The sequence below is a fragment of the Aeromonas sp. R4-3 genome (assembly GCF_040908275.1).
In the GTDB taxonomy this organism is placed as follows: domain Bacteria; phylum Pseudomonadota; class Gammaproteobacteria; order Enterobacterales; family Aeromonadaceae; genus Aeromonas; species Aeromonas rivipollensis.
Window position 1 is genome coordinate 1 of sequence record NZ_JBFODK010000037.1, and the last position, 18,809, is coordinate 18,809.

General features: G+C 58.3%; 12 protein-coding genes. 7 read left to right on the forward strand and 5 right to left on the reverse strand.

Going from position 1 to position 18,809, the window contains the following annotated elements; all coding sequences use genetic code 11:
* Positions 1 to 89: 89 nt before the first annotated feature.
* Positions 90 to 1,703: an IS1634-like element ISAs25 family transposase gene (locus tag AB5Y91_RS12890; RefSeq protein ID WP_010674210.1), complete on the forward strand. Its 1,614-nt coding sequence runs from the start codon at positions 90 to 92 to the stop codon at positions 1,701 to 1,703.
* A 19-nt stretch (positions 1,704 to 1,722) separates the two neighbouring features.
* Here the strand turns inward: AB5Y91_RS12890 and AB5Y91_RS12895 are convergent, their stop codons facing one another.
* The 3 genes from AB5Y91_RS12895 to ansA all read right to left on the reverse strand — a co-directional run bounded on the left by AB5Y91_RS12895 (position 1,723) and on the right by ansA (position 6,738).
* Positions 1,723 to 3,381, reverse strand: coding sequence for a VWA domain-containing protein (locus AB5Y91_RS12895; protein ID WP_368169956.1), 1,659 nt, complete (start codon positions 3,379 to 3,381; stop codon positions 1,723 to 1,725).
* Positions 3,382 to 3,389: 8 nt separating this feature from the next.
* Entirely contained in the window at positions 3,390 to 5,465 is a 2,076-nt protein-coding gene (locus AB5Y91_RS12900; RefSeq protein WP_368169957.1) for an AAA family ATPase, read from the reverse strand.
* A gap of 265 nt (positions 5,466 to 5,730) precedes the next feature.
* Positions 5,731 to 6,738: an asparaginase gene (ansA, locus tag AB5Y91_RS12905; protein ID WP_042648756.1), complete on the reverse strand. Its 1,008-nt coding sequence runs from the start codon at positions 6,736 to 6,738 to the stop codon at positions 5,731 to 5,733.
* Positions 6,739 to 7,171: 433 nt separating this feature from the next.
* On the opposite strand from ansA, the gene gltS reads away from it, so the two are divergent.
* Positions 7,172 to 8,371, forward strand: coding sequence for a sodium/glutamate symporter (gene gltS, locus AB5Y91_RS12910; protein WP_290069916.1), 1,200 nt, complete (start codon positions 7,172 to 7,174; stop codon positions 8,369 to 8,371).
* Positions 8,372 to 8,605: 234 nt separating this feature from the next.
* On the opposite strand, the gene AB5Y91_RS12915 is transcribed toward gltS, so the two are convergent.
* Positions 8,606 to 10,477: a methyl-accepting chemotaxis protein gene (locus AB5Y91_RS12915; protein ID WP_289984987.1), complete on the reverse strand. Its 1,872-nt coding sequence runs from the start codon at positions 10,475 to 10,477 to the stop codon at positions 8,606 to 8,608.
* 255 nt (positions 10,478 to 10,732) lie between these two features.
* Between AB5Y91_RS12915 and prfB the strand changes: the two genes are divergently transcribed.
* Together prfB and lysS are read left to right on the forward strand one after the other, a co-directional pair.
* A protein-coding gene (prfB, locus tag AB5Y91_RS12920) for a peptide chain release factor 2 (RefSeq protein WP_106887661.1) occupies positions 10,733 to 11,831 on the forward strand; the annotation gives its coding sequence in 2 pieces (ribosomal slippage) (positions 10,733 to 10,807 and positions 10,809 to 11,831; 1,098 coding nt in all).
* A gap of 20 nt (positions 11,832 to 11,851) precedes the next feature.
* Entirely contained in the window at positions 11,852 to 13,390 is a 1,539-nt protein-coding gene (gene lysS, locus AB5Y91_RS12925) for a lysine--tRNA ligase (RefSeq protein ID WP_163137376.1), read from the forward strand.
* A 114-nt stretch (positions 13,391 to 13,504) separates the two neighbouring features.
* Here the strand turns inward: lysS and AB5Y91_RS12930 are convergent, their stop codons facing one another.
* Complete coding sequence (locus tag AB5Y91_RS12930) at positions 13,505 to 14,311, reverse strand: PhzF family phenazine biosynthesis protein (RefSeq protein ID WP_368169972.1); 807 nt, start codon at positions 14,309 to 14,311, stop codon at positions 13,505 to 13,507.
* Between the two features lie 179 nt (positions 14,312 to 14,490).
* Here AB5Y91_RS12930 and AB5Y91_RS12935 point away from each other — a divergent pair, with 179 nt between their 5' ends.
* The 3 genes from AB5Y91_RS12935 to AB5Y91_RS12945 are packed head-to-tail and all read left to right on the forward strand — an operon-like array spanning position 14,491 to position 18,801.
* The gene (locus AB5Y91_RS12935; RefSeq protein ID WP_368169973.1) at positions 14,491 to 16,281 is read left to right on the forward strand and encodes an assimilatory sulfite reductase (NADPH) flavoprotein subunit; all 1,791 of its coding nucleotides are present in this window, start codon (positions 14,491 to 14,493) and stop codon (positions 16,279 to 16,281) included.
* Positions 16,281 to 18,005: an assimilatory sulfite reductase (NADPH) hemoprotein subunit gene (cysI, locus tag AB5Y91_RS12940; protein ID WP_368169958.1), complete on the forward strand. Its 1,725-nt coding sequence runs from the start codon at positions 16,281 to 16,283 to the stop codon at positions 18,003 to 18,005. The genes AB5Y91_RS12935 and cysI overlap by 1 nt, the downstream gene beginning before the upstream one ends.
* Positions 17,995 to 18,801 carry a phosphoadenylyl-sulfate reductase gene (locus AB5Y91_RS12945; protein WP_368169959.1) on the forward strand — a complete coding sequence of 269 codons (807 nt, stop codon included), beginning with the start codon at positions 17,995 to 17,997 and terminating at the stop codon, positions 18,799 to 18,801. Before cysI ends, AB5Y91_RS12945 begins: the two co-directional genes overlap by 11 nt.
* Positions 18,802 to 18,809: the final 8 nt, after the last annotated feature.

Consider the following 18,809-nt stretch of genomic DNA (forward strand, 5'->3'; position numbering starts at 1 on the left):
CCGTCATTCCGCACCTGATTTTGCTATTTTCAGTGCTTGACGGCGATCGGCCGTTCTGATCTATTACTCTCTTTTGCAGGTAGATCATCATGGCCGCACCCGCTATCTCGATCCGTAACCTCGATCACCTTGGTTTGGTCGCCGCACTCTGCCAGGAACTGGGCATTGCCCGCATGATCGATGCCTTGCTCCCCAAAACCCCGCCTTTCAAGGTCTCACATGGTGAAGCCTTGGTCGCCATGATAGTGAACGGCCTCGGCTTTCACAGCAGCACCCTGCACATGTTCCCGCAATTCTTTGCTAACAAGCCGGTTGAGCGCCTGATTGGCCCCGGGATCTGTGCTGATGACCTCAATGATGATGTGCTCGGTCGCTGTCTCGATGCCCTCTTTGAGGCCGATGTCAGCGCCTTGTATCAGGTGATGGCGGCGCAAGTTGTCGAGCGGCTGGGGCTCAAAAGCACCGCAGTGCACCTCGATATTACCAGCTTCCACGTCGATGGCGCCTATGACTGTGCCGATGGGGATCTGGTCGGTAAGCTGCAACTGGTGCGTGGTTATAGTCGTGATCACCGGCCAGAGCTGAATCAAGTGATCCTTGAGCTCATCTGTGAAAATCAGGCTGGCCTACCTGTCTATATGCAGGCCCTGAGCGGCAATAGTAATGACACCAAAGCCTTTGCCCAGACCGTTCGTCGCCATTTGAGCAGTCTCAAGGCCGCGCAGGAGTGCCGTTATCTGGTCGGCGATGCCGCACTGTACTGCGCCGATACCTTGCAATTACTGGCGCAACAGCAGCAACTATTTGTGACCCGGGTGCCCGTCACTCTCAATGAGGCAAAGCAGGCCGTGGCAACCATAGGTGCACAACCGCTGACCGCTCTGGGCAATGGCTATCATGGCCGTTGGCAACACGCGAATTATGCCGGGGTCGCGCAACGTTGGTTGCTGGTGCGCAGCGAACAAGCCAGCCACCGCGAGCAGCAGACATTGGCCAAAAACCTGCTCAAAGACAGTACCCGCGAGCTCAAAGCCTTCGCCAAATTGTGTGCCCGACGCTTTGCTTGTGAGGCGGATGCCCAAGCTGAGTTGAGCTGTTTTACCGCCAGCTTGATGCTGCTGCAACTGGATGCCGAAGTGGTAGGTGAACCCGTTTATACAGGACGTGGCAGACCCAAGCGTGGCGAAGAGCCAATTGGCCATCAGTTTCAAATCACTGGGTTGGCGGCAACTAGCCTGGCCTGCGTTGAAGAGGCCCGCAACCAGACCGGGGTGTTCATCCTGGCGACCAATGACCACAGCGATACGCTGACCATGGCCGAACTTTTGGCCACCTATAAAGCGCAGCAGAATGTCGAACGGGGCTTTCGTTTTCTCAAGAGCCCGGAGTTTTTAACCTCCTCACTGTACCTGAAAAAGCCGGAGCGGATTGAAGCGTTGCTCATGGTGATGACCTGTAGCCTGATGATTTACGCAGCGTTGGAGCACCGGATCCGGCAGGGATTAGTGGAGCAGAATCGCAGTGTGGCGGATATGAAAAAGAAACCGACCCAGCAGCCGACGGCCCGTTGGATCTTTTTGCGCTTTGGTGGCATCCATGAATATCGACTGGGAGAAGCTCCGCCACAAGTAACGGAGCTAACAGGAGACCAGCAGATCATTTTGGAGGTATTGGGTGAGCGCTATCGGCAAATTTATTCCTAAATCAGGTGCGGAATGTCGGCTATAAGACTACGACTTCGTCACTGAATCGGTCAGCAACTCGTTGGCCATGGCAAAGCACCGAATAAATTGAACAATCCAGCATCTTCTTTCTAGTTTGCAGGTGTTCGATGTAGTCATCCGAAAGAACACAATCCCCATCAGAGATCATCAGAATATCGGCCTTCTCGTATGCCTTGGCATCCCTGATGATCTCACAGGCGCGGTTCAGCGGTGCTTCGAAGTCCGTACCGCCACCAAATCCCTGTCGCAAGAAATGGAGTAACCCAGCAGCACTGTTTTCTTCATGCATGGCATATTCTCTCAACTCCCCATTGTCACCAAAGAGCACGACATGCAGAGAACGTGCCTCTTGCTGCAGGATTGCCGACACAGCCAGCAATAACGCCCTGGCTTTCAGTAGTGGGGCCCCACTCATGCTACCGGATGTATCCAGGCAGGCGACCACAGGCCCTGTGCGCTTTTGCTCCAACTCCAGCAGCTCACCCTGAGTCAATGTGACTCCCTGCAACTCGTAAGTCATCAGGTTTTGCTCCAAAAAACGGGCGTAGAACAGAGTTTCCAGCGCCTCATCTTCCAGATTGACCAACTCCGTAGGAAGCAAACGAGCTAGATCATCACTACGGTGAGTACCGTGTACCTCACTCTTGCTTGCCTGAGGGAGCCGGGCCTGTTTTTTCTTCTCCTCCGAGATATAGGCGCGGCCCATCTTATGAACTAACTCTTTTATGGCATGATTTTGCTGTAACTGCCTGGCTAATGGTTCAATATCATCACTACATAATTTGAGATCGTGATAAGAGAAGTTGGCACCGGAACAGGCCGTCAACAAGGGCTTGGCCTTTTCATAGGTAGTATCTATATCACCTAATAACTGACCGTAACCTGCCAGCTTTGTACGGATTTCAGCAGGCAGTTTCTCGTCGACTAGCTCTGCCTCATAGGCTTTACACTCTGCCAGCTCGGCCCGAAGCACGGCCATCACCTCCTCACTGAGAGGCTGGTTTTTAAGATGTTCTTCCTGCGCCTGCCAATCCGGTTCCGGGGCCGGATTATCCGCCAGCGAGCCGTCCCAGTCCCATAATCGCCATTTGGTTGCACCCAACTTGTATCTGGCAGACTCTTTTAGCGCTTTGATGGTCGGTTCCCAGCTCTCGTCAATGATATTCATTGTTGATAACAGGCTATTAAACCAAGAAGAACCTCTACTTTGGGGCGAATGTTTGACACATCGGGCAGAAAAAACATGGCAATTCGCAAATACCAGCCCATAAAAACCTCGGTCGCCAATATGACTCACGGCCTTGTCAGCCACCACCTCACAACCGACAGCCCCATCACTGTCACAGGAGACATAGATCTTGCGGCCCAGCTTGCTTTTTGAGGTAAAACTGGCTGGGCCGCATCGATTGACAGTACCTTCAGCAACATCTGTGACTTCGATATTGACGATCTCTCCCTCACCGGCATAAATACCGGAATGTTCTGCACCTAACCAGAGATCGCAATAGAGCACGCTACCTGGTTGTGGGGTTACCTGATCACGAAAATTGCTGTCAATAAAGTATTTGATGCCCTTTATCCCAAGCGGTATTACAGCCGCAGCACCGCTGATGCCTCGCCATAATGAGCTGGCTATGTCAGTTAATAGACCGAACATAGAGCCCCTTATACCCAGAGATTGGCATTCATCTGCTGCACTAACAGATCAATTTTGCCTGACGCGGGTGTCTGCTCGCCTATCGGATTGTTAGCAGCCTTCAATCCAACTGATTGCAATGTTGGACGATTGGTCTGCTCATCCCATACCCATACATTATCAAAATTCCATCCAAGACGTTTTTCAAAATACATTTTATTAAAAAATTGAAGTGGTATTTTTTTACCATCTTTACTATTGGCGTCGTCAATACGATTGTATATGTTAGTCTGTTCAATAGATACGTTGTTTTTTAATTCTATTTTTTTAGTATCGTCCTTTGAAAATCCATAAATTTTTCCGCCCTGTAAATGCTCTATTTTACCTAGAGCGCAACAGGATATTTTGCTAGTAGCGTATGTATTTGAAAAACCAACATCATAATCACTCTTATAACTACTATTGATAAACATAAATATTGGATTTACAACAATATCAACCCCCCCTTCAATAAAAGACCTTGATATAGAGCTATCTAGCATTTTATTTGCCATATAGCCCATACATAACAAAGACTTAGGCTCGCAATAGTTAAATATAACATCACAATCTTCTATATTACTATTTTTAACAATTTCACCAAGTTTTGGATAATCATCACCGAGTGATGGCGCTAAAATTTTGCACCGTAAAACGTCACACTCTATCAATTCGTTTGTAACAAGACTACCCGTCACGATGCAATCCAAAAACCGGCCCCTTAAAGCACTGCCAAAAATCATGTGTTGATCTGTTTCACATCCTTGTATCGTAGAATCATGTACTTTTTTAGCTAGGGAGCATCCACTCAGTTTAAGATATTTTACTGTTGAGCCATCTAAAATTTTCTCAAAAAAAGCCTCATTTTCATTTTGACCTTTCAGCATATATCCATGCCCGTCATAATGCCCTTTAAATTCAACCGTAAACCATGCATCAGAAATATCAATATTAGCATTTTGCTTAAAATTATAGCCCTGTTTGCCGACCTCTGGCGCAGTGAGCATAAACAAATCTTCAGCTGTGCTGATGATTATTGGATCATTTTCAGTTCCTGCACCTGACAGACCTGAAATAATGTTTTTACTATTTCGATGGTTAGTGTCATCAGCACTAAAATAAACGATTTCATTCATAGAATAAGAATGACTGACTTTATTTAAAGCTTGATTGATGACTGTATTGATTTTTCCTATGTTATCTAAGTGATTCCACAGGCAATAGCGCAATAGCATTAAATCTGATAGATCAACCTCGTCTCTATCGTTGGTCAAGGCAGATAGCTTCAGCAGGTGAATAACTTTTACCAAGCGCCGATCAGATAATCCCTCTCTACGATCTTCTTTAAACAACTCGTTGTGTTTTTTCCATATATCTAAAATGGTTTTTTGAATCAACTCAGGAAGTTTTACACTCGTAGCTTGTTTATCCAACTCTGCTAATTCACCCAATGTCAATGGGGTCAAGTGTTCTAGGTGTTCACTATTTCCTAGGGTAAAAAGCTTATGCAAATTATCTTCGCTCACATAATCAACGAAGCTACGCAGCAAAAAGCGGTCATAAAGTGCCCCCAGTTCCTCCTGACCAGTCGGCAGTTCATTGGAAGCCGCGATCAGGCTGCGTAGCGGCACCTTCTGCACTGATGCGCCATTGTGATAGATACGTTCGTTAAGAATGGTCAGCAGAGCATTGAGAATGGAGGAGCTGGCCTTAAATATCTCATCGAGAAACGCGATCTTCACCGATGGCAGATACCCAGCCGTATTGCGCTCAAAACGATCTTCTTTCAGCTTGGAGATGGAGAGGGGGCCAAAGATCTCCTCGGGTGTTGAAAATTTGGTCAGCAGATACTCAAAATGGCTGGCTCCCTCTTTATCATCATCCTTAAGCGCCTTGGCGACCTGACGAGAAATAAGGCTCTTTGCCGTTCCCGGTGGGCCCACCAGCAGGATATTTTCCCCTGCCAGCAAGGAGAGCAATGCCAGCTTCATTGCCTCATCACGCTCCACCAATCCTTCGTTAAGTTGTGCCAACAAGGCTGCCAGTTTGTGTTTGATCTCGAGCATCTGCCGTTTCATCCTTCACTCAGTCACGCGCTAATCACGCCGAAAAATAGATTCAAATTGAACCCACAAACACAATCTATCATGAACATCGCCAATGAGCAGGACATCAGTCATTGTTATGTGCTCTATGTTGGATGGAAAAACATATTTTTTTCAGTTAGATACTGTGTCAGCCACGATTAAACCAACAACTGATTGATGAGTGGAAAAAAAAGAGGGGAGCCAATATGGCTCCCCTCCTTTTTATCTGCGCCTCACCTGACCATCAGGGAGTCAGCTCGCCCCGCAGGGACTGCTGCATCAGCTCGCGGATACGAGGCGCAGGCAGATCCTGGCTCAGCAGGAAGTGCAGCTTGGTGAGCGCCGCCTCGGCTGTCATGTCGAAGCCCGAGATGACACCGGCCCGGGAGAGGGCGTTGCCGGTGGCATAGCCCCCCATGTTGACCTTGCCGTGCAGGCACTGGCTCAGGTTGACTATGATGACGCCCCGGGCCGAGGCCTCGGAGAGCAACGCCAGCATGGCCGGGTTCTGGGGCGCATTGCCCACCCCGAAGGAGAGCAGGATCAGCGCCCGCACCGGTTGCTGCAAGATGTTGGCGATCACCTCGGCCGAGATGCCGGGATAAAGGGTCACCACGCCGATGGGCTGGGGGGTGATGTCGTGCAGCACCAGCGGACGCTCGGAGGGCACGCCCAGCTCCCCCGCTTCCAGGGAGATGGCGATGCCGGCATTGAGCAGCGGCGGGTAGTTCGGCGAATCGAAGGCGTGGAAGCCGTCCGCGTGCACCTTCTTGCTGCGGTTGCCGCGATAGAGCTGATTGTTGAAAAACAGCGTCACCTCGTGGATCGGGTAGTTGGCCGCGATATAGAGGGCATTGAGCAGGTTTTGCTGGCCGTCGGAGCGCAGCTCGGCGAGCGGGATCTGGGAGCCGGTGATGATGACCGGCTTGTGCAGATCTTCGAGCATGAAGGAGAGGGCCGAGGCGGTGAACGACATGGTGTCGGTGCCGTGCAGGATCACGAAGCCGTCGTACTGCTCGTAGTTGTCACGAATGTCCTCGGCGATGCGCTGCCAGTCCGCCGGGGTCATGTCGGAGGAGTCGATGAGGGGGGCATATTCGTGGATATGATAATCCGGCATCTCGGGCCGGTGAAACTCGGGCATCCGGGCCAGACAATCTTCCATGAAACCCGCCATCGGCACATAACCGTGGTCGGAACGCTGCATCCCTATGGTGCCGCCCGTGTAGGCGATATAGATAGACTTCTTCACACCCTCTCCTCTCTCTGGACTGACAACCGGCGGACAATTCAAGGTTCAACCGGTTCCTTCACTTCCTATTCCGGTTCCGCTCATGGGCAGGAAACTGGCGAATTATAGAGACTGCCGCTGCAAATGACAGCAGTCATTGTTGCGGGCAGGAGCACGCCCAGGACATAGTTTTAAATGCTAGGTTAATGCACTGTTTTGAGCATTAATATGATGAACATGGATATAAACGGTGATTTTTGCTACTATCCGGCGGATTTTTCATGAATGTCATCTGGATGCCTGATGAAATCGGGCTCGCATCGATCCCATTTTTGCCTGGGACTGGGGCTGTGGCCCCCTCTTGAACTGGCGCCTGCGCCACACTGTTTTTATCCCGGCTGAATCTGTGAGTCTTTCTCGCCAAAGACACAGCCGATCAACATGGGAGTACCGCATGATAAAACTTGATTCCTACGCCACCCTGGTCGCCGCCACCCTGGTGTTGCTGCTCGGCCGTCTGCTGGTCAACCGGATTGGCCCCCTGCGTACCTTCAACATTCCCAAACCGGTGGCAGGCGGCCTGGTGGTCGCCCTGGTGCTGCTGCTGCTGCGCTCCACCATGCAGCTTGAACTGCAATTTGACACCACACTGCAAACCCCGCTGATGCTGGCCTTCTTCGCCTCCATCGGCCTCTCCGCCGATCTGGGCAGCCTCAAGCGCGGCGGCAAGGCGGTGATCACCTTCCTGCTGGTGGTCACCGGCCTGCTGCTGGTGCAAAACAGCCTGGGGGTCGGTTTGGCCACCCTGCTGGGTCTGGACCCGCACATGGGGCTGCTGGCCGGCTCCATCACCCTCTCCGGCGGCCATGGCACAGGCGCGGCCTGGGGCTCCATCTTCACCGAGAAGTACGGCGTGCAATCTGCCGCCGAGCTCGCCATCGCCTGCGCCACCTTCGGCCTGGTGCTGGGGGGGCTGATCGGTGGGCCTGTCGCCCGCTACCTGGTGAAGAAGGTGCAGGTGCCCGGCGAGGAGCACAACCGTGACGGCGCCCCCCAGGGCTTCGAGATGCCGGACATGGAGCGGCCGCTCACCACCTTCAGCCTGATCGAGACCCTGGCGCTGATCGCCATCAGCCTGAAGGGGGGCGAGATGTTCTCCCTCTACCTCAAGGGCAGTGCCCTGGAGCTCCCGGTCTTCGTCTGCGTGCTCTTCGTCGGCGTGCTGCTGCGCAACCTGCTGACCCTGCTCAACTGGCATGAAGTGAGCGACCGCGAGGTCTCCCTGCTCGGCAACGTCAGCCTGTCGCTCTTCCTCGCCATGGCGCTGATGAGCCTGAAGCTGTGGGATCTCGCCAGCCTGGCCCTGCCCATCTTCATCCTGCTGGCCGCCCAGACGGTGGCGATGGCGCTCTACGCCATCTTCGTCACCTTCAGGGTCATGGGCAGCAACTATGACGCGGCCGTGCTGGCGGCGGGCCACTGCGGCTTCGGTCTCGGGGCCACCCCCACCGCCATCGCCAACATGCAGGCCATCACCCAGCGCTTCGGCCCGTCCCACCTGGCGTTCCTGGTGGTGCCCATGGTGGGCGCCTTCTTCATCGACATCATCAACGCCGTAGTGATCAAGCTGTTCCTGGCCCTGCCCTTCCTGTAAGCCCGGGCGCCAGACCCCATATGACAGAGCCCACCTTTTGGTGGGCTCTTTGCTGGCGCTCTCCCGCCCCCTTGGTTCCCAGGAAGGCCAGGAGCATCCCGGGATTCAGCCGCTGCGACAGCCAGCCAGGGCGCATCACTGCCTTGGCCGGATGACGGACAACAAAAAGCCCCGCACTCCAGTGCGGGGCTTTTTACATCGGGCGCCGCAGTGGCGCCGCTTCCAGACCCTTTCTTACAGGATAAAGGTCGATACCTGCTGGTTCAGATTGGTGGCGCGTCCCTTGAGGTGGTGCGCCTGATCCAAATCCCTCATGGCGGCGGCGGTGATCTCGTCGCTCACATCCTTGATGGCGGTGGTGTTCTGGGTGATCTCGCCGGTCACCTGGGTCTGCTCCTCGGCGGCGGTGGCGATCTGACCCGCCATGTCGGAGATGAGAGAGACGGCCTGGGTGATCTCTTCCAGCGCGGCGGCCGCGGCATCGGCGTCCTTGACGCTGTTGTCGGCCAAGCCCTGGCTGGTCTGCATCAGGCTGACCGCACGGGCCGTGGTCTGCTGCAGGGTCTCTATGGTGGACTGGATCTCCTGGGTGGAGTCCTGGGTACGGCGCGACAGCACCCGCACCTCGTCCGCCACCACGGCGAAACCGCGACCCTGTTCACCGGCACGGGCCGCTTCGATGGCCGCGTTCAGCGCCAGCAGGTTGGTCTGCTCGGCGATGCCCTGAATGGTGGAGAGGATGCCGGAGATGGCCTGGGCGTGGCGGCTCAGCTCGCCGATGACGCCGGTAGCCTGACCCACTTCCTCGGCCAGGTTGTTGATGGACTGGCGAGTCTGGTTCACCAGCATCTTGCCCTGCTCGCTGCTCTGGGCAGATTGCTGGGCGGCGGCGGCGGTGTTCTCGGCGTTGCCGGCGATCTCCATGGTGGCGCTCGCCATCTCGGTGACCGCGGTGGCGACCATGGTCACCTCCTGCTGTTGACGCTGCAGCTCTTCCACCGCGGCCTGGTTGGTCACCAGGCTGCGCTCCGCATCGGCATTCAGCTCGTTGGCCAGCTGGCGGATATTGCCGATCAGCTGGTGCTGGCTGCCGACGAAACGGTTGAAGCTGTTGGCCAGCTGGCCCACCTCGTCATTGGCATCGATCTTGATGCGCTGGGTCAGATCGCCGTTACCGTCGGCGATGCGGGCCAGGGCCTGGGACACCTTGCCAAGCGGGCCCAGCAGCAGGCTGACCAGCCAGGAGATGGCGATGATGCTGCCCACCAGCACCAGCAGGGCCAGGCCGAGCTGGGTCATCAGCAGGGAGGAGAGCGGCGCCTCCAGGGTGGCCTTGTCCAGCACCAGCACCAGCTCCCAGTCGGTGTTCGGGATGTCCGTCGCCCACAGCAGCTTGTCGCGGCCTTCGTTGTCAAAATAGGCGGGGAGCAGGCTGTTGTTGCTCTTGCTCTGCTCGATCAGGGCATTGGAGAGATCGTTGTCGATCTCGCTCGCGGGCTTCATCGCCTTGGCCGCATCTTTATAGGCGATGACGGTGCCGTCCTTGTGCATCAGGATGGCGACACCGTCCGCCGGCAGGGCCATCTTGGTGACATCCTCCACCAGGGAGGCGATGGAGAGATCGCCGCCGACCACGCCGCCCTGGGCCGGTTGGGCCAGGGTCACCACCATGACGTTGTAGGCCACGTCCAGGTAGGGTTTGGTCACTATCATGCCGCCCTTGGCCATGGCTTCCTGATACCAGCCACGGGAACGGGGATCATAGCCGTCACGGTTGATGGAAGGATCAGAGTCGTTCATCTTGCCACTGCCCTCACCGAAATAGGTGAGCTGGAAACGGCCGGAAACTTGCGCCTGTTGCAGGGCGTTGAGGGGTTCGGGGCCGGCCTTGTTGCCAAGGGCCTGGATGACATCGCGACGGGCGGCGAGCCAGTCACTGACGCTGGCGGCCTGCTGGCTGCCGAGGCGCTGCACCTGTTCCTGACTGCCTTGCAGCAACAGGGACTTCTGGCTGCTGTAGCTCTGCCAGGAGAGCAGCAGGATCACCAGGGAGAGGGCGATCACCACAGACAACAGTATCTTCTGCTTGAGTGATAGGTTTTTCATCGTGCTTTCTTCTTGTGGGGTCAGGAACAGGATTACTCGAAAAGTGCGCGGCACTCCATGTTGTTGTTAGCGGCCAAAGCGCACAAAACTGAAGCGGAGAATGGTGAGGCTGGCGATATTTTCTGCAAGAAAGCACAAAATAGCCTCCGAAATCGGTGACAGAAGGCGGCCAGGGCCAGCCAACCCTGTTTATTCCTTCCGCAATTGGCTAGAATATCCCGTTTTTAAATCACATCGACCCCGAGAGTTTTCACGATGTTTGAAGTCAATCCTGTATTAAACAAGCTTAAGGAGCTGTCTGAGAGGACCGAGCTGCTTAGGGGGTACCTTTGACTATGACGCCAAGAAAGAGCGTCTAGAAGAGGTCAATGCCGAGCTGGAACAGCCGGATGTCTGGAATGAGCCGGAGCGCGCACAGGCGCTGGGTAAAGAGCGCGTGTCGCTGGACAACGTGGTCAACACCATAGACGTCTTGACACAAGGTGCTGAGGACGTCGAGATGCTGGTCAGTCTGGCGGTCGAAGGCGAAGACGAGGAGACCTTCAACGAGGCCGTGGCCGAAGCCGATCAGCTGGAAGCCAAGCTGGTGGATCTCGAATTCCGTCGCATGTTCTCCGGTCAGCACGACGGCTCCGACTGCTACATCGACATCCAGTCCGGTTCCGGCGGCACCGAGGCCCAGGACTGGGCCAACATGGTGCTGCGCATGTACCTGCGCTGGGGCGATGCCCACGGCTACAAGCCGGAGCTGATCGAGCTGTCTGACGGCGACGTGGCCGGCATCAAGTCCGCCACCGTCAAGTTCACCGGCGAGTATGCCTTCGGCTGGCTGCGCACCGAGACCGGCGTGCACCGCCTGGTCCGCAAGTCACCGTTCGACTCGGGTGGCCGTCGTCATACCTCGTTCTGCTCGGTGTTCGTCTACCCCGAGATCGATGACGACATCGAGATCGACATCAACCCGGCGGATCTGCGCATCGACGTCTACCGCGCCTCCGGTGCCGGTGGTCAGCACGTCAACCGGACCGAGTCCGCGGTGCGTATCACCCACGTCCCCACCGGGGTGGTGGTGCAGTGCCAGAACGACCGTTCCCAGCACAAGAACAAAGATCAGTGTATGAAGCAGCTGAAGGCCAAGCTCTACGAGCTGGAAATTCAGAAGCAGAACGCTGAGAAGCAAGCCCTCGAAGAGACCAAGTCCGACATCGGCTGGGGCAGCCAGATCCGCTCCTACGTACTGGATGACTCCCGTATCAAGGATCTGCGCACCGGCGTCGAGACCCGCAATACCCAATCGGTACTCGACGGCGACTTGGACAAGTTTATCGAAGCCAGCCTGAAATCAGGCCTGTAAACAGAGCAGCAGGAATCACCATGTCTGAACAAACCACTACTCCGGAAGTCGACCAGACTCTCGAACTGAACAACGAGATGACTGAGCGTCGCTCCAAGCTGGCCGCCTTGCGCGCCCAGGGCAACCCTTTCCCCAACGACTTCCGTCGTGACAGCCTGTCCGGCGATCTGCACGCCGAGTTTGGCGACAAGAGCGCCGACGAGCTGGTGGCCTTGAATAAACGGGTGAAGATTGCCGGTCGTATCATGACCCGCCGGATCATGGGCAAGGCTTCCTTCGCGACCCTGCAGGACATGGCTGGCAAGATCCAGATCTACGTGACCCGTGACGACCTGCCGGAAGGCTTCTACAACGAGCAGTTCAAGAAGTGGGATCTGGGGGACATAGTCGGCGTGGAAGGGACCCTGTTCCGCACCAACACCGGCGAGCTCTCCGTCCATGTGGGCGAAATCCGCCTGCTGACCAAGGCACTGCGTCCGCTGCCCGAGAAGCACAAAGGCCTGACCGACCAGGAAGCCCGCTGCCGTCAGCGCTACCTGGATCTGATCGCCAACGAAGAGTCCCGCAAGACCTTCATGATCCGCACCCAGGTGGTTGCCGGCATCCGCAAGTTCTTCAACGAGAAGCGCTTCATGGAAGTGGAAACCCCCATGATGCAGGTCATCCCGGGCGGTGCCTCCGCGCGTCCCTTCGTCACCCACCACAATGCGCTGGACATCGACATGTACCTGCGTATCGCCCCCGAGCTCTATCTGAAGCGTCTGGTGGTCGGTGGTTTCGAGCGCGTTTACGAGATCAACCGCAACTTCCGTAACGAAGGGATCTCGGTGCGTCACAACCCCGAGTTCACCATGATCGAGTTCTACATGGCCTATGCCGACTACATCGATCTGATGGACCTGACCGAGGAGCTGCTGCGCACCCTGGCCCAGGACATCCTGGGTGACACCAAGATCCGTTACGCCAAAGAGGGCGAAGAGGGTCTGACCATCGACTTCGGTCAGCCGTTCCAGCGCCTCACCATGGTCGAGTCCATCCTGAAGTTCAACCCGGATGTGACCCAGGACGATCTGGCCACCCTGGAGAGCGCCAAGGCCGTCGCCAAGGGTCTGCACATCGAGCTGATGAAGGGTTGGGAGCTGGGCCACGTGATCACCGCCATCTTCGAAGAGACAGTTGAGCACATGCTGCTGCAACCGACCTTCATCACCGAGTACCCGGCTGCCGTCTCCCCGCTGGCCCGCCGCAACGACAAGAACCCGGACGTGACCGATCGCTTCGAGTTCTTCATCGGCGGCCGCGAGCTGGCCAACGGCTTCTCCGAGCTGAACGATGCGGAAGATCAGGCCAAGCGCTTCCAGGATCAGGTGAACCAGAAAGAAGCGGGCGACGACGAAGCCATGTTCTACGACGCCGACTTCGTCACCGCGCTGGAACACGGCCTGCCGCCCACTGCCGGTCAGGGTATTGGCATCGACCGTCTGGTGATGCTGTTCACCAACAGCCACACCATCCGCGACGTCATCCTGTTCCCGGCCCTGCGTCCGCAACAGAAATAAGCGATCGCCTCAGGCCTGGCCTGATGCCCGATGGCACTGAAAACGCCCCGCAACTGCGGGGCGTTTTTTATGGCGAAAACCAAAGCTGGCGAACCGGCACACCCGGCTGGCGGCTTATGGGGCGGGCGGCAGCAGCCACTCCCCCTGCCACAGGGTCAGCGCCTGACCCGACATCCACACCCTATCCCCCTGCAACTCCAGCACCAGCTCCCCGCCCCGCGCGGAGATCTGGCGCGCCCGCAACTGCGTCTTGCCGAGTCGCTCGGCCCAGAAGGGCACCAGGGCGCAGTGGTTGGAGCCGGTGACCGGATCCTCCTCCACCCCGACCCAGGGGGCGAAATAGCGGGAGACAAAGTCATGGCCCGGACCCCTCGACGGCGCAGTCACCATCAGGCCGCGACCGGGCAGGGCCCGCAGGGCGTGGAAGTCCGGTCTGAGCCCCTGCACCTCCTGCTCGCTGCCCAGCACCAGCAGAAACTTGGCGCCGGCGGCCAGGGTCTGCAACGGCGTGCAGCCGAGGGCCTCGGCATAGGCGGGATCCAATGTCAGCGGAGCAAGGGGGATGCACGGAAAGTCGAGCCGGATCCACTCCCCCTCGGCGCTGGCCTCCAGCAGGCCGCTGCGGGTCTCGAAGCGCAGCACCTGGGAGCGGGCCACAGCCCCGGTCTGCCACAGCACATGGGCGGCCGCCAGGGTGCCGTGACCGCAGAGATCCACCTCGACCGTCGGGGTAAACCAGCGCAACCGATAGTGCGCCTCCCCCAGGGGAGTGAGGAAGGCGGTCTCCGACAGGTTGAACTCCGCCGCCATGGCCTGCAGCTCGGCATCGCTGCGCTCGGGGCCCAATACGACGATGGCGGGGTTGCCCCCGAAGGGGTGCTGGCTGAAGGCATTGACATGGAACAGTCTGGACATCGGCAGATCCTGAGAGGCGGAAGAGGACTCAATATTGCGATTTTTATACCACAGCCGGGGAGCCGCTGAGGCGGATTTCGGCTTTATAAATTCATAAATCGCATAAAGAAGATATTTTTATTCTTTGTTGTTATTCATTGCACCCCTTAACCTGACCAAAAATCAGACCATGGAAGACGTGTGTGATGCAATTGACAGCCCCAATACCCACCATAAGCCCGCTCTCTGACGAGCAGCAGCGCCAGCTGAATCAGGTCTTGTCGACCCTCAACACCCAGCAACTCGCCTGGGTGAGCGGTTATCTCTACGGCCTCTCCCAGTCAGGCGTCCAGAGCGTCGCCACCAGCGCAGCCGTGGCCGCCCCCGGTGGCAGCCTGACCATTCTCTACGGCTCCCAGACCGGCAACGCCAAGGGTGTCGCCAGCGCCATCCAGGCTCAGGCGAAGGCCCGCGGCCTGCCGGTGACCCTCACCTCGATGGCAGACTACAAACCCAAGCAGCTCAAGAAAGAGAGCCATCTGCTGGTGATCGTTAGCACTTACGGGGAGGGGGAGCCGCCGGAGAGCGCGGTGGATCTGTTCGAGCAGCTCAAGAAGGGCAAGATTGGCAAACTCGAAGGACTCAAGTTCGCCGTGCTGGGGCTGGGTGACAGCTCCTACGAATTCTTCTGCCAGACCGGCAAGGACTTCGACGACTTCCTGTCAAAAGCGGGTGCCGAGCGCATTCATGAACTCGCGAGCCTGGACGTGGACTATCAGGACGCGGCCAAGGCCTGGGGCGAGCAGGCAGTCAATGCCGTCGCCGCCACCCTGTCCGCAGGGGCCGCGACCGCCAGCGTAGCGGGTTCGGTGCAGCAAGCCGTCGGCCACAGCCAGTATCACAAGGAGAACCCCTTCCCGGCCAAGCTCTCGGTCAATCAGAAGATCACCGGCCGCGACTCCACCAAGGACATCCGCCACATCGAGATCAACCTGGAAGAGTCCGGCATCACTTATCAGCCGGGTGATGCCTTGGGCATCTGGTTCGACAATGACGCCGATCTGGTGGGCGAAGTGCTGGCCCTGACCGGCCTCTCCGGCGATGAAACCACCGCACAGGGCCCCTTGCGCGCGGCCCTGACCCGCCACTTCGAGCTGACCCGCTTGCACGGCGGCTTTATCACAGGACTCGCTGACCTATCGGGCAATGCGGCGCTCAAGGATCTGGCCGGCGACAAGGCCCAGGTCAACGCCCTGGTGGCCAGCGCCCAGGTGGTGGATGTGCTCAAGCGCTTCCCCTCCTCCCTGAGCGCGGATCAGCTTGTCAAACTGCTGCGCCCGCTGACCCCGCGCCTCTACTCCATCGCCTCCGCCCAGAGCGAGGTGGAGGAAGAGGTACACCTGACAGTCGGCGTGGTGCGCTATCCCCAGGAAGATGGCACAGTGCGATCTGGCGGCGCCTCCTCCTATCTGGCGGACCGCCTGGCCGAGGACGCCGAGGTCAGGGTGTTCGTGGAGCACAACGACAACTTCCGCCTGCCGGCCAATCCCGATACCCCCGTCATCATGGTGGGTCCGGGCACCGGCATAGCCCCCTTCCGCGCCTTTATGCAGGAGCGTGAGGCACAAGGGGCCGAGGGCAAGAACTGGCTCATCTTCGGCAACCCTCACTTCACCCAGGACTTCCTCTATCAGGTGGAGTGGCAGCGTTATGTGAAATCCGGCCTGCTGTCGAAGATTTCCCTGGCCTTCAGCCGGGATCAGGCCAACAAGATCTATGTGCAGGACCGCCTGCGCGAGGCAGGCCTTGAGCTCTACCAGTGGCTGGAAGCAGGTGCTCACTTCTATGTGTGCGGCGACGCCAACCACATGGCGAAGGATGTGCAGGAGGCCCTGCTGGATGTGATCAGCGATCATGGCCACAAGAGCCGTGAAGAAGCAGAAGAGTATTTGAGCGAATTGCGTCGTGCCAAACGTTATCAAAGGGATGTCTACTGATGAGCAAGCAACCAATCTCGAAACAAGCAGCAGGACCGGTTGAAGGGCCACTGTCCGACAACGAGCGCCTCAAGCGCGAGAGTAATTTCCTGCGCGGCACCATAGAGCAGGATCTGCAGGATCCCCTCACCGGTGGCTTCAACGGCGACAACTTCCAGCTGATCCGCTTCCACGGCATGTATCAGCAGGATGACAGAGACATCCGCCCCGAGCGCACCGCCCAGAAGCTGGAGCCCCTGCACAACGTCATGCTGCGCGCCCGCCTGCCGGGCGGCATCATCACCCCGGCCCAGTGGCAGGTGATCGACAAGTTCGCCGAGGAGCACAGCCTCTACGGCAGCATCCGCCTGACCACCCGCCAGACCTTCCAGTTCCACGGCGTGCTCAAGCGCGACATCAAGCTGATGCACCAGACCCTCAACAGCACCGGCATCGACAGCATAGCCACCGCCGGCGACGTGAACCGCAACGTGCTCTGCACCAGCAACCCGGTGGAGTCCGAGCTGCACCAGGAGGCCTACGAGTGGGCCAAGAAGATCTCCGAGCACCTGCTGCCCAAGACCCGCGCCTACGTGGAGATCTGGCTGGATGGCGAGAAGCTGGGGGGTGACGAGGAGCCGATCCTGGGCTCCAACTACCTGCCGCGCAAATTCAAGACGACCGTGGTGATCCCGCCCCACAACGACGTGGACATCCACGCCAACGATCTCAACTTCGTGGCCATCGCAGATGGCGGCAAGCTGGTGGGCTTCAATGTACTGGTGGGCGGGGGTCTGGCCATGACCCACGGCGACACCAGCACCTACCCGCGCAAGGCGAGCGATTTCGGTTTCATCCCGCTCTCCCACGTGCTGGAAGTGGCGGCCGCCGTGGTCAGTACCCAGCGTGACTGGGGCAACAGGGTCAACCGCAAGAACGCCAAGACCAAGTACACCCTCGAGCGGGTCGGCGTCCCGGCCTTCAAGGCCGAGGTGGAGAGCCGCGCCGGCATCAAATTTGGCGAGGTGCGCCCCTATGAGTTCACCAGCCGTGGGGATCGCTTCGGTTGGGTGGAGGGGATAGATGGCAAGCACCACCTCACCCTCTTCATCGAGAACGGCCGCCTGCTGGACTTCCCGGGCAAGCCCCTCAAGACCGGCATGCTGGAGATCGCCAAGATCCACCAGGGGGATTTCCGTCTCACCGCCAACCAGAACCTCATCATCGCCGGGGTGCCCGCCGGTGAGAAGGCGCGCATCGAAGCCCTGGCGCGCCAGTACGGTCTGCTGGACGACGGCGTGAGCGAGCAACGCAAGCAGTCCATGGCCTGCGTGGCCCTGCCCACCTGCCCGCTGGCGATGGCCGAGGCCGAGCGCATGCTGCCGGCCTTCGTCACAGACATCGAAGGTCTGCTGGCCAAGCACGCCCTGGCGGATGACGCCATCATCTTCCGGGTCACCGGCTGCCCCAACGGCTGCGGCCGCGCCATGCTGGCGGAAGTGGGTCTGGTGGGCAAGGCCCCCGGCCGCTACAACCTGCACCTGGGCGGCAACCTGGAGGGGACCCGGATCCCGCGCCTCTATCAGGAGAACATCACGGAGCCGCAGATCCTGGCCGAGCTCGATGCCCTGATCGGTCGCTGGGCCAAGGAACGCGACGGGAACGAGTGCTTCGGCGACTTCGTGATCCGCGCAGGGGTGGTGGCCCCCGTCATCGACTCCGCGAGGGACTTCTATGCAGCCTGAACTGACGGATAGCGGGCGGCTGACACTGACCGCCGATGGCAGGCTCGACCTCGACGCCCTGCTCTCCCTCGGCCGGGAGGAGCAGAGCGAGGCGCTGGCCCCCCTCAACCGGGAGCTGGACGCCATGAGCGCCTCCGAGCGGGTGCGCTGGGCGCTGGCGAATCTGCCGGGGGAACATGTGCTGTCGTCGAGCTTCGGCATCCAGGCGGCACTGATGCTGCACCTGGTGAGCCGCGAGCGGGCCGATGTGCCCGTGGTGCTGACCGATACCGGCTATCTCTTTCCCGAGACCTACCACTTCATCGACCAGCTGACCGAGCGCCTCAGCCTCAACCTGAAGATCTACCGGGCCGAGCTCAGCCCGGCCTGGCAGGAGGCCCGCTTCGGCCTCCTGTGGGAGCAGGGGGTGGAGGGGATCACCAGCTACAACCAGCTCAACAAGGTGGAGCCCATGGACCGCGCCCTGAGCGAGCTCGGCGCCCGCACCTGGTTCTCCGGCCTGCGCCGGGAGCAGGCGGGCAGCCGCGGCAAGCTGCCGGTGCTGGCCATACAGCGCGGCCGCTTCAAGTTCCTGCCGGTGATCGACTGGAGCAACAAGGACGTCTTCTACTACTTCAAGGAGCACGATCTGCCCTACCACCCCCTGTGGGAGCAAGGCTACCTCTCGGTGGGCGATGTGCACACCACCACCAAGTGGGAGCCGGGCATGAGCGAGGAGCAGACCCGCTTCTTCGGCCTCAAGCGCGAGTGCGGCCTGCACGAAGAGAGCGGTGAGCACGACGGATCCGGCATCTGAGTCCGGGT